This is a genomic window from Vibrio sp. 10N.286.52.F8 (assembly GCF_041468745.1).
Classification (GTDB): Bacteria; Pseudomonadota; Gammaproteobacteria; order Enterobacterales; family Vibrionaceae; genus Vibrio; species Vibrio crassostreae_C.
The window spans coordinates 1-15,410 of the sequence record NZ_JBFRJF010000049.1 but is presented as its reverse complement, the minus strand read 5'-3'; the positions used below and the strand labels follow the sequence as shown (position 1 = coordinate 15,410).

Sequence of the window (15,410 nt, the reverse complement as noted above, 5' to 3'; positions counted from 1 at the left end):
CCAATTAGGAAACAAAGCCATAAATAGCAGGCATTTACACAAAATGTGACGTTCACATTTTGTCATAACTTTAATAATTGTATATATTCCTCGCCTAAAATAATAATTAACCTAAGTTAATATAATGACTGTCAGCTCATCTACTCAATCTCGTGAAACGCTTCTCAGCGAAAACGAACAACTTGTCTCTACCACTGATTTAAAAGGCGTGATTACGTACAGTAATGATGCTTTTTGTCGCATAGCGGAATACAGCCAACAAGAATTGCTAGGGCAACACCACAATATCGTAAGGCATAACGATATGCCGAAAGCCGCTTTTGCTGATATGTGGGTTAACCTAAAGCAAGGTAAAGCTTGGCGTGGCATCGTAAAAAACAAAACCAAATCTGGTGGGTTTTACTGGGTCGATGCTTATGTAACTCCAATTTACGACAATGGTAAGGTGAGTGGCTACCAATCTGTTCGTGTTAAGCCAAAGAATGAATGGATACAAGTTGCAGATAAGGCTTACCAAGGCCTCTTGAAGGCTGAAAAGTCGGGTCGCCAATGGTCATTAAAGATCAGTGACAGTGTTCGTTACGCCGTGTTGCTAGGCTCTTTGGCTGCGCCGTTAATTTCAAATCTCATTGAAGTAGGGCAAGTATCACAATGGTTGTTGAGCCTACTTCCTGTTTCAGCATTAGCACTGCTTTTCCGACAAGAGCTGATTGATACTCCACTGCAGTTGAAAAAGCTGCAATCTAAATTCGATAGTGTTAGTCGTCTTGTTTATTCAGGTAATAGTCAGTTCTCTATTGCCGATTTTCACTTAAAACTATTGTCTGCAAGAATCCACACCGTATTAGGTCGCATGACAGACTCAGCCAAGCCGTTACAAGATTTGGCTGACAACCTAAATGCGACGTCATTTGAAGTATCAGAAGCCTTAGATCAACAAACAAAAGACATTCTTCAAGTACGAGAGGCGACTGAAGAGGTTGAAGTCACCGCCAATGAGGTCTCTTCTCGCACAGAAGAAGCGCACCAGATTGTTGATGTGACTTTGCAAACCTGTGCTGGCGCTAAAGAAAGCATTAATCAAACTCATCAAAACTTAGAGAGCCTAGCTTCTCAGGCTGAAAAGGCGACTCAAACGACTTACCAACTGAGCGATCAAGCGCAGAGCGTAAGCAAGATAATGGAAGAGATTGGTGGAATCGCCGAACAAACCAACTTGTTGGCCCTGAACGCTGCGATTGAAGCGGCGAGAGCGGGCGAGCAAGGACGAGGCTTTGCCGTTGTTGCCGACGAAGTCCGTGCATTGTCGGGTCGAACCTCAAAGGCTACGGTTCAGATCAAAGAGAGCATCGATACCATGCTAACGACGATTGAAGGGTGGCAAAAAGATATTCTGGCGAACCGTGAGCAAACGGACGCATGTGGTGATGTTGCGAAGGTGAGTGCAGAGCGCTTGTCGGAAGTCGAAAACCTAATGCAATCCATGAATGAACTCATGCAGTCTGTTGAAAGTTCTGCTCATAAGCAACGTGAGCTGTCGAGTGAAGTCAATCTGCATATGCAGTCTATCGCCTCGACCGCAGAACAAAACTTAGTGGCAACGCATTCTGTGAAAGACCACTCCACAGAGCTAAAAGAACAAGTCAATGAGTTCTACCAACTGGCAAAGCGTTTCGAAGAAAAATAGCCGTTAGATTTAATCCGAATGAGAGAAAAGACAAAAAAAGCCCCGTATTTTCATGCGGGGCTTTCTGTATGCATCAACCCATTGAAGGGCGAGACAATGTATTCAAGATTAAGCTAGAAGCTCTTTCGCTGTGTTTACTACGTTTTCAGTAGTGAAACCGAACATCTTGAATAGCTCACCTGCAGGTGCAGACTCGCCGAACGTTGTCATACCGATGATCTTGCCACCGAAACCAACGTACTTGTACCAGAAGTCAGCGATGCCAGCTTCTACAGCGATACGTGCCGTTACGTCAGATGGAAGTACAGACTCACGGTACTGCGCGTCTTGTTTGTCGAACGCATCAGTAGCAGGCATAGAAACTACGCGTACTTTCTTACCTTCAGCCGTTAGCTCAGCAGCAGCGTTAACCGCTAGCTCAACTTCAGAACCCGTTGCGATAAGGATAAGCTCTGGCTTGCCTTCACAATCTTTCAGGATGTAACCACCCTTAGCGATGTTTGCTACTTGCTCAGCGTCACGATCTTGTTGTGCAAGGTTTTGACGAGAGAAGATAAGTGCAGAAGGACCATCTTTACGCTCGATTGCTAGTTTCCAAGCAACAGCAGACTCAACTTGGTCACATGGGCGCCATGTGCTCATGTTTGGAGTTAGACGTAGAGAAGCGATTTGCTCAACTGGTTGGTGAGTTGGACCATCTTCGCCTAAGCCGATAGAGTCATGCGTGTAAACTTGGATGTTCTGAGTTTTCATCAGAGCAGCCATACGCATAGCGTTACGCGCGTATTCCATGAACATTAGGAACGTTGCGCCGTATGGTACGAAACCACCGTGTAGAGCGATACCGTTCATGATAGCCGTCATACCGAATTCACGTACACCGTAATGGATGTAGTTACCAGAGAAGTCGTTCGCTTCAAGAGACTTAGAACCAGACCACATAGTTAGGTTAGAAGGCGCAAGGTCAGCAGAGCCGCCCATGAATTCTGGTAGCATAGCACCGAACGCTTCTAGAGCATTTTGAGATGCTTTACGTGATGCGATGTTTGCTGGGTTAGCTTGAAGATCAGCGATGATTGCCGATGCTTTCTCTTCCCACTCAGCTGGTAGGTCACCGTTTACGCGGCGTTTGAATTCAGCTGCCAGCTCAGGGTATGCTGCTTCATAAGCTGCAAGTTTCTCGTTCCACGCTGCTTCCTTAGCTGCGCCTGCTTCTTTCGCATCCCACTCTGAGTAAACTTCCGACGGAATTTCAAAAGGACCGTGCTCCCAACCTAATTCTTTACGTGTTGCTGCAATTTCTTCAGCGCCTAGTGGAGCACCGTGACAGTCGTGCGTACCTGCTTTGTTTGGAGAACCAAAGCCAATCACTGTTTTAGTGCAGATTAGAGTAGGGCGAGGGTCTGCTTTAGCCGCTTCAATCGCTGCGTTGATAGCGTCAGAATCGTGACCATCTACCGCTGGGATTACGTGCCAGCCGTAAGCTTCGAAACGCTTAGGTGTATCGTCAGAGAACCAACCTTCAACTTCGCCATCGATAGAGATACCGTTGTCATCCCAGAAAGCAACCAGCTTACCAAGACCAAGCGTACCTGCTAGAGAACATGCTTCGTGAGAAATACCTTCCATCAGACAGCCATCACCCATGAATGCATAAGTGTAGTGGTCTACGATGTCGTGGCCTTCTTTGTTGAACTGAGCAGCTAGCGCTTTCTCAGCCATAGCCATACCAACAGCGTTAGTAATGCCTTGACCTAGAGGACCAGTCGTTGTTTCGATGCCTGGTGCGTAGCCGTACTCTGGGTGACCTGGAGTCTTAGAGTGCAGTTGACGGAAGTTCTTAAGATCTTCAATTGAAAGCTCGTAACCTGCTAGGTGCAGCAGAGAGTAAATCAGCATTGAGCCGTGGCCGTTAGACAGGATAAAACGGTCGCGGTCAGCCCACTCTGGGTTTGCTGGGTTGTGGTTTAAGTGAGAGCGCCAAAGTACTTCAGCGATGTCTGCCATACCCATAGGTGCGCCTGGGTGACCAGAGTTTGCTTGTTGTACGCCGTCCATGCTTAGAGCACGAATAGCGTTAGCTAGATGTTTGCGATTCATAAGAACTTCCGAATAAAAATTAAGAAAAACAAAATTGATAAAAGTAGGGGAACTGAACGTTCCCCTATTTGAATTTGGTAAGAGTGATTACAGCTTAGCTGCGATCATGTCTTCTAGTTTGCCTTGGTCAACGGCGAAGTTGCGGATGCCTTCAGCCAGTTTCTCAACAGCCATTGCATCTTGGTTGTGGTCCCATAGGAACTCAGCGTGAGTCATCGCTGCTGGACGCTCTTTAGTACCGTTAGAGTCGATAAGCTTCTCTACTACTTCGCCTTCTGCTGCTTCTAGGTCTGCTAGAAGTTGAGGAGCGATAGTTAGACGGTCACAACCAGCAAGTTCAAGGATCTCGCCGATGTTACGGAAGCTTGCGCCCATAACAACAGTTTTGTAGCCGTGGTCTTTGTAGTAGTTGTAGATATCTGAAACAGAGATTACGCCTGGATCTTCTGAAGCTTCGAAATCACGACCTTCTTTCGCTTTGTACCAGTCCATGATGCGACCAACGAAAGGAGAGATTAGGAATACGCCAGCTTCAGCACAAGCGCGAGCTTGAGCGAAAGAGAATAGAAGCGTTAGGTTACAGTTGATGCCTTCTTTCTCTAGGATTTCAGCAGCACGGATGCCTTCCCAAGTAGAAGCCAGTTTGATAAGGATGCGGTCGTTAGTGATACCAGCGTCGTTGTACATTTTGATAAGTTGACGAGCTTTAGCAACGCTGCCTTCCATGTCGTAAGAAAGACGAGCATCTACTTCAGTAGAGATACGGCCAGGTACAACTTTTAGGATTTCTTTACCGATGTTCACGTTAAGCATGTCGCAAGTATCTTGAACTTGCTGTGCTTTATCACCGCTTTGCGCTTTTGCGTATTCGATAGAAGCATCGATTAGAGGAGCGTACTCAGCAATTTGAGCAGCTTTAAGAATTAGAGATGGGTTAGTTGTTGCATCTTCAGGAGTGTACTTGCTGATAGCTTCGATATCGCCAGTGTCAGCTACAACAGTTGTTAGTTTACGAAGTTGCTCTAATTTATTGCTCATTTTGATCATCCTATGTATCGCATAACACCTCATTAATGGGAGAGGTGTGGGCATTTGCAAGCTAACTAATGAAGTTCTCAATGGTTGTACCAGTGAGCCAAACTTACATTAATTTAAATTTTTCTCCGAACGAACATTTGCACAGAACATTTGATCGCTCGATGAGTAAATGATGTGGCCATATTTATCCGATCTAGCCCCAAAGTCAACGGTAAATAGTACTGTATGGTGACTTCAGTCAAATATATTTCGCTCTAGTAATCATGGGCTATGCAAGCAAACGTTTAACGAGCAAAGTGAGGTGAATTAATCAACAACAAAACCATGGTTATGACTATGAGCAAATGTACCTTGCTGTTACATATGTTTGGGGTGTAAACTTGTGTATCACTTGCTTAAGCATCGAACATTTGTTCTTCAAGCAGGTAAAATAATTGTTAAATATTGGTTGAGTGGTATATGAGTAAGAATATCCAAGATGTTTCCGAAGAAAACACTGATCTCCTCACTGAAGTAGCGGTTGCTTATTATCAAGATGGTGCCACGCAAGAAGAGATATCTAAAAAGTACTCTATCTCCCGTGCAAAGGTTGGTCGAATGCTCAAGCAAGCCCGAGATGAGGGCATTGTTGAGATCACCGTGAAATATCACCCCGTCTTTAGTGCGAAGATCGAGCAACGTTTGATCGAACGATTTGGTGTAAAGCGTGCGCTTGTGGCACTAGACCAACCAAATGAAGAGAAGCAGCGATTACAGGTTGCTGGTTTAGTGTCTAACTACCTTACCAGTACACTGAAAAACGGCATGGTAGTGACAGTAGGACAAGGGCGAAACGTATCGTCTGTTGCTCATCACACTGGCGTCATTACGCCACGAGACTGCAAATTCGTGTGTGGTATCGGCGGTATTCACCCAAGAGGCGGTATGTTTAATGCCGACCATATATGCAGGCAGTTAGCCAAAAAGTACGGTGGATCTTCTGAAACCTTATACGCGCCCGCTTATGCCGAGAATAAAGCGCAAAAAACCGCATTCATGGAAAACAGCACCGTTAAGCAGACCCTCGATCTCGCTCGAAAAGCCGATGTCGCTTTGGTCGGTATCGGTGATATGAGCGAAAACAGCTATATGGTCGACTTAGGCTGGTTTACCGCAGGTGAGGTCGTTCAATCTCGTTTATTACAAGGTGTCGTCGGTGACTTTGCGGGTTATGACTTTTTCGATGTTCACGGTAAAACAGCAAACACAGTAATGAGTGACCGTGTGATTGGTTTGGCCTTGGAAGAATTTCGCCCAATAGCGGAAGTCATTGCCATTGCAGCGGAGAACAGTAAGCCATTAGCTCTATTAGGCGCACTAAGAACCGGTGTGGTCGATGTGATAGCGACCAGCGTAAGTAATGCTTTGACGGTACTTAACTTGGACGAACAACTTAGCGTGAATAAACCAAACAGCAGTGAATCGTAAGATACTTAAGCTTCGTTGAATTCACTATTTGAGTAATCATGGAAATTCCCCTGATGAAACCAGTGCAATAAGGGGGATAACTATTAGACATGACTCGAATAGTGAATTTGTTCAGCGGTTGAAAGAATTATCACTCTTTAATGTTAAGCCACACTAAAGGAGATAATTATGAAACTGTCATTTATCACACACGCTATTTCTAGCAACAGTGACCAATCAAGTTCTATCTTTAAATCTATTTCTATCTTTGGGCTTAGCTCAATAGCCACGGTTTGTATGCTCACACCTACAGTACATGCCGATGATAAAGTCGTCGCAGGGTATTTTGCGGATTGGCAATATCTGAATAAAGACAACCCTTATACCGTTGACGACATACCTGCAGACAAGCTCTCACATATTATTTACGCCTTCTTGAGCATGTGTGGTCCTCATAGCGGTGCTGGTGAGCCCGTCCAAAAACAAATTCAGCAGCAATGTGCAGACAAACAACCATATACCGCGATTATTGTGGATAAAGAAGCTGCGTTAGAAGTCGATTTCGGAGACGTGGGTGTTGATGTCGCCTATAAAGGTCACTTTGCCCAGTTAGCTCAACTGAAGGCCGACAATCAAAATATCAAAATTTTGCCCTCATTTGGAGGGTGGACAATGTCTGAACCTTTCCATGCGATGGCGAAAGATCCTCAAGCCATTGCGCACTTTTCAAAAACTGCTGTTGAATTGATCCAAAAATACGACTTCTTTGATGGTATTGATCTTGATTGGGAATACCCAGGAGGCGGCGGCTTAACCACTTCGCCTTGGAACCCAGAGACGAAACTAACGGATGAGCAAAAAGCGCTAGAGCGTGAAGCTTTTACTCTTTTAGTAAAAACAATCAGAAGTGATTTGGACGCTCTATCAAAGACGACTCAAAGAGATTACGAGCTTTCAACGGCTGTCGGTGTTGGTGCTAAGGCAGCTCAAATTGACTGGAACGCAGCTAGCCCATATCTGACGAACATGTTTGCGATGACGTATGACTTCCTCGGAGGCTGGGGAACTCAAACAGGTCACACAACAAACTTACATGCCACCGAGCGTAGTTGGTGGGGAATGGGAGCTGATGTCTTCATTAATCAGATGATAGAGCAAGGTATTCCTAGCGAGAAGCTCGTGATCGGGGCAGCTTTTTATGGTCGAGGTTGGCAAGGGACAAAAGACTTTGCTGGAGAGCTGCCTAAAGGTGACCTAGTTTCTGAACAAGGGGCGCAGTTTGGTACCGGTGAAAACGGTTACTTCATGTTTTGGGATCTTATGAATAACTACAGCAACAAACAAGGTTATGAGTATAAGTATGATGAGCAAGCTCAAGCACCTTATTTGTGGAACCCAGATAAAAAAGTATTCATATCTTTTGAAGATCAGCGTTCTATTAAAGCAAAGGCAGAATGGGCGAAGAAATCAGACCTAGGCGGCATTTTTACTTGGGAATTATCAGGAGATCCTTCCGGACAGTTGATCGATGTTATGCATAGTGAAATGAATAAAAAGTGAAATGAATAAATAACCGAACAGAAAATATCTAGAAAATAAGGTAGGTGTTTATCTGCCTACCTTATTTAGCTCGTCTATTTAACTCGCGTTCTTAAACAGAACATTCCGCGTGCTCGGTCACTTTCTTGTTTAGGTGAGTAGCCAGCTCATAATAAGGAATAGGGCGAGAGAAGTAATAGCCTTGCATTAAGTCACATCCACATGCCTTTAGAATTGCGAAGTGTTCGTTTGATTCTACGCCTTCTGCTAATACCACCATGCCGAAGTTCTTACCGATTGCGATGATGTTTTGCACCATGGTGAGTGACTGCTGATCGACAGCAATGTTCTCAATAAAGCTCTTATCGATTTTAAGTTCATCGATAGGCAGTGCTTTCAACATACTTAGTGATGAATAACCTGTCCCGAAATCATCTAAAGAGATCTTTATATTCTTCTCTTTGAGGGCTTCAAAAGTCGGTTTCACCAAAGTCACATCTTCAATGAACAAGCTCTCGGTAATTTCTAGCGTTAAACAGCTAGGAGAGAGTTGATACTTTTCTAGTGTCGCGAATAAGTGCTCAGAGAAGGATTGATGAGAAAACTGACGCACTGATATGTTGATCGACAGCCCGATCTTTTGTTCTGTTGTTCGGTGCAAGTGGGCGATCTGCATAATGCTGGACTCAATAATAAAAGTCCCCAGTTTTTGCATTAAACCCGTGTTCTCTGCTATCGGTATAAAGACATCTGGCGGAACAAAACCCAATTCCTCATCAATCCAGCGCACGAGTGCTTCTACACCATGAATACTTTCATTTGCACGAACCAGCGGTTGGAAAACCATGAACAGCGTTTGTTTCTCGATAGCGATGCGTAGCCTTTGTTCTACTTTCATTTTGTAGAGATGAGCATCTTGCATTTCCGTTGTGAAAATACTGTACGAGTTTTGCTGCTGTTTCGCTTTGTACATTGAAATATCGGCAGAACGTAACAGGCTATCCAGATCTTTTCCGTGTTCTGGGAAACGCGCTATGCCGATGCTGCAACCTAACAAAAACTGAGCGCTTTCAACTTCATAAGGTTGAGAAAGCACTTCAATAATGCGCTTGGCGAGTCGTTTAATTTCAGCTTCATTCGACAAGGGCGTCAAGAACAAAAACTCATCACTGGATTCACGTACCAATAGGCTGAGGCGAGATCGGAACCTCATCAAACGCAAAGCGATCTGTTTGAGAACCTTATCTCCAAAGTCATGCCCGTGGGTGTCATTGACGCATTTAAAGTTATCGATATCGATAAACAACAGCGAAAACGGCTCTGACTCATCGTCAATCCATTTACCAATGTTTCTACGCATGTACAAACGGTTTGGCAGAGAGGTTAAAGGGTCATGGTTCGCCTGATAAATGAGTTGGCTACGAGTCCGTTGTTCATTCTTGGCAATCGACTTAACCAAAAAGTAGAAACCAAACTGAAGAAAAATAAAGGCAACGAAAAGAATGCTGAACTCTTGTATGAATATACTATCGACGTGAGTTAGATCCGTACGTCCTACCACCCATAATTTGTAGTTTGGGATGTATTTCGCGCTCATCAAAGAGTGGTACTCTTCATCGTCGACGACAAAAGAATAGGTTTCTTGCCCATTCATCGCTTCTTGTACGCTAATTCCGAAGTGGTCGGTAAAGATACTTGCAATACGCTGTATGACATCTTTGCCGACTGGAGAGGAATAGGCACTCTCAGATTCAATATCACTTGAATAAAACTGGCGATAGCTGTCTTTTCTGATCAGGCTTAGTGTATTGAAACTTCCGGCGTGAGCATTATTTTCAAATACGATCGTTGCGTCTAATCGTAGCCCTGCGGTCATTACTGCATCGGTTTTCTTGCCATCGATTGAAATGGATTTTCTCAGCGGGATGACTAAGCTATTCAACGAATCTTGAAAATAGGTACGGCCAAGCACCATGCTACTGCTTGATAGGGCGTCTAGGAAGGAGCCTCTGGTTGGCGCGTATTGCAGCAAGTTCCTTTGATTCGCAAGTTCGAGATTTGAGCTAATCGAGAGGTAATCACCGTCGGTGTTCAACAAGCCAAACGCTGCTATCGCAGGGTGGGTCTCAAGTAGCTTGTCTAATATTGGCCTAATCTGGATAGATGCAGTACGTGTGAAATCAGACTGTTGAGCCAGTTGATGGCCAACCACTTCTAACAAGGCTTCTTGACTGGTCAGCAGCGAGTTGACGGAGCTAGAAAAAAGCTCAACCTGAATGTGTTGCTGCTCTATGAAGTCGTCTCTGTTTGCTTTCCAGTTTGTTATTCCCAACGCGGCGAAAAGTATCAGGGTCAGTAGTACGACAAACGCGTACAGCGACCAGATATTTTGCTTAAATAGAGCCATGAGATGCCTTTGTTGGTTACTACTTTTAACAGACTGCAAGTGACAAACTATTGGGTTGTCAGCGCGATTCATGCAACGAAAAATACAAACATCAATGATGAAAGTATTAATGATTAAATAGTGTAACGACTACGAGCAGAGATTCTTGAGTGAAAAATTAGTATTCATAACGTCGATAACGATTAGTTTATGATTAATCACGAATTATGGTTAGCAAGTTGATGTGGGTTACAAATCAAACGGCGTGAATCGAGTCTTGGTCTCAAATGAACATAGCGTTAACTGCGACATAGAGGCTTACTTCATGAGACGTGGGGCCATCATTATCAGTAAGCTCTTTATGCATGCGCAGTATATTCTAATAGTTGCATTAAGCGAAGTTGAATTACTTTTTAGTCACGGCGATAGGGAGTTTGTCGTTAGCACCCCATTCCGTCCATGAACCATCGTAAACACCCATTTCACCGTTATAGCCAGCGAGTTTAGCGGCTAATAATATGATGCAAGCTGTTACGCCAGAGCCACAGCTAAAGAACATAGGTTGAGAAGGCGTTAATTCTAGCGTTGAAAAGATATCAATAAGCTCTTCTTGGGACTTTAACTTGCCGTTTTTGAGTACTTGGGCAAATGGTAGGCAAATAGAATTCGGTATATGGCCACTACGCAAGCCTTCACGTGGTTCAGGAACTTCTGAATCGAAACGAGCTTGAGAACGAGCATCTACAATGTTTGCGCTCTTGTCAGTTGAGTAACCTTCAATCTGCTGAGCACTGACAAAGTAGTTGTCTTGAATATGGCCTTCAAAATTGCCCGCTTTTACTTCGGTGCGATAGTCAGTCTCGGTCGCGTAACCGGCTTCGATCCAAGCTGGCAAACCGCCATCTAAGATGAATACGTCGTTGTGTCCCATTGCCATAAACATCCACCACGCACGAGGAGAAGCGAAGGTTCCGGAGTTATCGTAAACCACAATCGTACTGTCTTGATTGATGCCAATTTCTTTTGTGCGAGTGTTGAAGTGTTTTTCGCTCGGAAACATGTGAGGAAGCAGAGTGTGCTTGTTACAAAAGTCTTTGTCGTAGTCAAAACGAATAGCACCAGGAATCATTTGTCCTTTGATCTTTTCTGACTCGCTTGGAATTTGAAACTCGATGCTGGCGTCGAGGATGATGATATTGTCTTCTGCTAGCAAACGTTGTTGAAGTTGTTGTGGTGAGATGAGTGGCTGATTCATTATTGTTATATCCATTCTTGTTGTTTTAGCGATTCTTACTGTTTTAGCGAATACAGTGGTAGAGCGATTACTGTTGCTTTTGCGAATACAGTTGCTTTACGAATACCGTTGTTGCATCGATGGCTACTGTGCAGCTCGACAGTGGATGAACTGATAACTGCTTTGTCCGGTTATTTGATTGTTTAATGTATCAAGCGCGACCACAGAATCAATAGGGCAGTCTGTGGTAGGAGCAATAGAGAGCCGAAATACGTCATTATCTTTTGTCTGAACCGTCAGATAACGCCTGTGCCCATCTAAGGATTGAGTAAGCGTGTTCGAAATTACTTTGGCTTGAATACGTTGCCCCGTCTCTGATGTTAGCGGGAAATAGGCAAGGGCAACTAACACGCCTACGCCACACATTAAGATAAATAGACCTATTTTTAACTGTTTCATGAGAGTAAGTCTTTGAAGGTTATGTTGAAAATATAAGTGAGGTTGGTGGTAAAGTGAATGCTACTCGCTAAGAAAGCTGAATTAACTGCTCTTCGACGAAAATAAAAAAGTGAGCATTTCTGCTCACTTCCTACTTACAAACAATCCATTTTGACTCTGTTTCGTCAGAGATCTCGCTAACGACAAGTTACCTGCTGTTAAACAATTTACTGCCAGACAATCTGAGAGTCGCCGCTAGAAACCACTTGTTGTAATGGAGGTTGACCATCGTAAAACCAAATCTCTATCAAGAGTGCGTCATGGTTTACTGGTGCTGCAAAGTTGGAGGCGAACACACCGTTATCTAGTGGGCCCGCAATGACCTTGCTGGAGTAATCCGGCTTCAAGGTTGAGTCATCTCTTGTACTAAAGCGGCTATAAACGGTCACAAAAGAACGGTCTGTCGAAATGCTGCTGATGTCAATGTTGAGATCAAACTGTTCAACAGAGTTGTAGTCAAATCCATCAGGTACCACCAAATCACTCATCGTATAGCTCTGCGCTGCTACCGCACTTGTCGCGGGAGACGGCGAAGGCGTTGCTGTTACCGGAGTCGTTGCTGTTACCGGATTCGACGGAGTTGCAGGTGTCGAGGGTGTAGATGGTGATGCCGTAGATGTACTTCCGCCCCCACCGCCGCCGCCTCCACAGCCGGCTAATACTAATGGCGCTGCAGCTAAAATAACGGCTAGTGACTTCTTGATGTTCCAAGTGCTTTGTACAGACATACGTTTTTCCTCAAAGAGATTGCGACTTGAATCAACGCAATGATTGTCTCGATATTGTTTAGTGTGAATAGTCATAACGTCTCTCCTTATGGTTCGTAACGTTGGTTGTCTGCAGGTGATTGGTACCATGTTTGGTTCGTTTCACCGCCGGATTCTGCGTATTCTTTAAACTCTGGGTAAGCGGTAACAATATCGACGTACTCTAAAGGCCACTCCCATTCGTCATCCGAAGTCACTATTAGTGCCCAAGGGTGGTTTTCTAATGTTTTGAAGTATTTACCTGTTGATGGATTACTGTCATCGACGCCTAAACCAGCTTCAAAGAGGTTAGTGGTATCAAATGCTTCGGTTGGAGCTTGGTCTGGCAAGTGAACCTCCCAGCTGCGTCCTGGATGTAGAGGTAGGTTTTCACCATGATAATACCCAGGCGTTGCGAAGATGAACGGGTCGTAAGGCATATCGGTCCAGCTGCCAGTACTCACACCGTCACCGGCTAAAGTAATACCAATTTGGAACGAGAACTGCTCATCTTCTTTACATCCATTACTGGTGCGGTAGAAGGTACAGCCAGTGCTGATTTTTTCTGTCAGGTCATTGGCGATAACAAAGATTGCTTCGCTACGTCCATCTTCTAGGTCAAGGTCAGTGAATACACCGTTGTGTTTCATGTAAGAGCTGCCATTACTCACTAAGCTCGGGTCTAGGTTAGGAAGTCGAACAGCAAAACCATTTCTGTACGTTGCCCCGACAGCAGCTAGGCGGCCGTCGATAGTGGACTTAACGACTTTTCCATCTTTAAGGATCTCAGTAATGCGATACATAAGAACAGCATCGTTCATGTCGTAATCTGCTTTATATGGCCAGTTATCTTCGTACGCGAGCGTTGCGTAGCCAGAAGCACTTGGGAAGTAACGAGAGGTGGCACCATCGTTAAGAACATCGACTTGAATATCGACCACCTCACCAGAGGTTGAACCGCCAAAGTAACTTAGGTTGGTTTGTTGACTGAATCTAAAGCGAGCCCACGTCGTACCGGTCAGAGCGTTGATATCGACATTTAGGAACAGATCGTTTTCACCCGCATCTAACAGGTAATCGGTAAATACTTGCTCGTTGGCGCCATCGAAACTGCCATCTTGGTTCCAATCTATCCAAGCCGAAAGGTAACCGGTTGTTGAAGCCTCAATCACCACTTTTGAATCAAGACCAGCTTCAAGTGCGGTTACAAAACCGATACCACCGTTCGCCCACTCATCATCAATACCCACGCTTTCATCCGATTGCGGTGTTACGTAGCCGTCAAGATCGGCGTCGGGCGCGTCTGTACCTAACCAAGTCACGCCATCTAGTTCATGTCGAGGACCGTTACTTGCTAATAACGTTAGATAGGTATCTGGAGCGTCACCGAAGTCGATGTTGGAATCTTCATCTACGACAGGCGCATTGGCACAGCGAGCACCATCATTTTGATTCGAAGAAGGGCCATTCGATACGAACTCTACAGCAGGAACGACACCTGCAGCGATGTTTGCAGCGTTATCTGGGGATAGGTTGATACGGTAGATCTTACCGTCTTGATTTCGAGATACGTAATAGTAGCCGTTTACATCAAAATAACCTGCGCCAAACGTCCCTGTTTCTCCGGTATCACCAATATAGGTTTCTGCACCTGTAGTTGGGTTGAAGCTGTACAAGCCACCCGAGTTATTGTCGATACCATATAAAGAGCCATCACTTGGATGGAAAGCAAAATCAGTCAGTTTTACAGTTGCAGGGCTGCCTGCGATTTTGTTGACCGTGACGGTCGCATTCGGATCAGAGTCTAAAGGAGAGAGGTCAACAGTAAATAGTCCCTTACCTGTACGATACAAGTAGTAAACATGGTCATAGACGTCGCCGACATAGAAAGTGTGATCGGTTGGTAAGCCACTGGTATTGATAACTTCTGCTTGGAAGTCTTGACCAAGACGCACTAAACGTTTGTTGGTGGTGTCATAGCCATAAATATATCTGTCTTGAAAGTCGAAACCGACACCATTGATATTGGCATTCATACCCGTATCGTCTTCTAACAGTGTGGTTGAACCTGTTACTAGGTTTACACCCCAAACTTCAACGGGTTTCGACTGAAAGAGGTATGCTTGACTAGGGCAGGTATCGAATGGCGCTGCGTTGGCGACTAGAGGGGCACTTAATAGCAAACTTAACGTTGTAATTCTCATATCTACATCCTTGTGATGGAAGGTCTAGATATTCAATCAAGTTACGTGCCAGTTTTAAGTGTTTGATTTAATGGTTTTTTATTATTTATCGAGTTCAGTTTCCAATTTGAGTGTCAATATGAAAGTGTGCCATCCAAATAGCCAAAGGCCTTTATATTTCTATTTGATTAGAGCTAAGGATACAAGAGCTTAGGCGGTAATTACGAGTGATTGTCTAATAGGCTCTGTATGTATTCACTCGTGAATGGAACAATATCTGAGACCACTTTGGATGCTAAAATGCTTTCAGCGTTAGCTTTTATTCTGACATATCGAAAATGCTTGCCATAAACCTTTACTCCTCCAAACGGTAAACTCTTTCCTTTGTTAATCAATTCACAATCTGAGTTTGATTCATAAAGGGAATACCCCAGGGCAAGATCATGAAAAACCCATATGGAATAAGGGGTAGCGTGAAGTGATGTTTCCACTAATTTGTACACTGAAGTCACAACAAATTCAATACATTCAAGGTCGATTTGATGATCAGATT

The 15,410-nt window shown here is 44.4% G+C and carries 10 protein-coding genes and 1 pseudogene; 3 read left to right on the top strand and 8 right to left on the bottom strand.

What is annotated here, in order from left to right:
* Positions 1–124: 124 nt before the first annotated feature.
* Positions 125–1,687 (top strand): PAS domain-containing methyl-accepting chemotaxis protein, encoded by a 1,563-nt coding sequence (locus AB4133_RS20615; RefSeq protein WP_017064425.1) that lies wholly within the window; start codon positions 125–127, stop codon positions 1,685–1,687.
* A gap of 108 nt (positions 1,688–1,795) precedes the next feature.
* Here the strand turns inward: AB4133_RS20615 and tkt are convergent, their stop codons facing one another.
* Complete coding sequence (tkt, locus tag AB4133_RS20610) at positions 1,796–3,787, bottom strand: transketolase (protein ID WP_009845572.1); 1,992 nt, start codon at positions 3,785–3,787, stop codon at positions 1,796–1,798.
* Between the two features lie 87 nt (positions 3,788–3,874).
* Positions 3,875–4,825 carry a transaldolase gene (gene tal, locus AB4133_RS20605; RefSeq protein ID WP_009845571.1) on the bottom strand — a complete coding sequence of 317 codons (951 nt, stop codon included), beginning with the start codon at positions 4,823–4,825 and terminating at the stop codon, positions 3,875–3,877.
* Between the two features lie 459 nt (positions 4,826–5,284).
* On the opposite strand from tal, the gene AB4133_RS20600 reads away from it, so the two are divergent.
* Positions 5,285–6,292 (top strand): sugar-binding transcriptional regulator, encoded by a 1,008-nt coding sequence (locus tag AB4133_RS20600; protein WP_017061711.1) that lies wholly within the window; start codon positions 5,285–5,287, stop codon positions 6,290–6,292.
* 168 nt (positions 6,293–6,460) lie between these two features.
* Positions 6,461–7,831, top strand: a complete 1,371-nt coding sequence (locus tag AB4133_RS20595; protein ID WP_017065720.1) for a glycoside hydrolase family 18 protein — start codon at positions 6,461–6,463, stop codon at positions 7,829–7,831.
* 91 nt (positions 7,832–7,922) lie between these two features.
* Here the strand turns inward: AB4133_RS20595 and AB4133_RS20590 are convergent, their stop codons facing one another.
* From AB4133_RS20590 to AB4133_RS20565, 6 genes and pseudogenes are all read right to left on the bottom strand, one after another.
* The gene (locus tag AB4133_RS20590) at positions 7,923–10,217 is read right to left on the bottom strand and encodes a putative bifunctional diguanylate cyclase/phosphodiesterase (RefSeq protein WP_372225600.1); all 2,295 of its coding nucleotides are present in this window, start codon (positions 10,215–10,217) and stop codon (positions 7,923–7,925) included.
* Positions 10,218–10,602: 385 nt separating this feature from the next.
* Positions 10,603–11,451, bottom strand: a complete 849-nt coding sequence (locus AB4133_RS20585; protein WP_017061707.1) for a sulfurtransferase — start codon at positions 11,449–11,451, stop codon at positions 10,603–10,605.
* A gap of 123 nt (positions 11,452–11,574) precedes the next feature.
* Complete coding sequence (locus AB4133_RS20580; RefSeq protein WP_017061706.1) at positions 11,575–11,889, bottom strand: hypothetical protein; 315 nt, start codon at positions 11,887–11,889, stop codon at positions 11,575–11,577.
* Positions 11,890–12,095: 206 nt separating this feature from the next.
* A complete protein-coding gene (locus AB4133_RS20575) occupies positions 12,096–12,731 on the bottom strand; it encodes a hypothetical protein (RefSeq protein WP_017064433.1) in 636 nt (211 codons plus the stop codon).
* Positions 12,732–12,742: 11 nt separating this feature from the next.
* Positions 12,743–14,878 (bottom strand): LruC domain-containing protein, encoded by a 2,136-nt coding sequence (locus AB4133_RS20570; protein WP_372225597.1) that lies wholly within the window; start codon positions 14,876–14,878, stop codon positions 12,743–12,745.
* Between the two features lie 200 nt (positions 14,879–15,078).
* Positions 15,079–15,410, bottom strand: a pseudogene (locus AB4133_RS20565) (hypothetical protein); the annotation flags it as partial.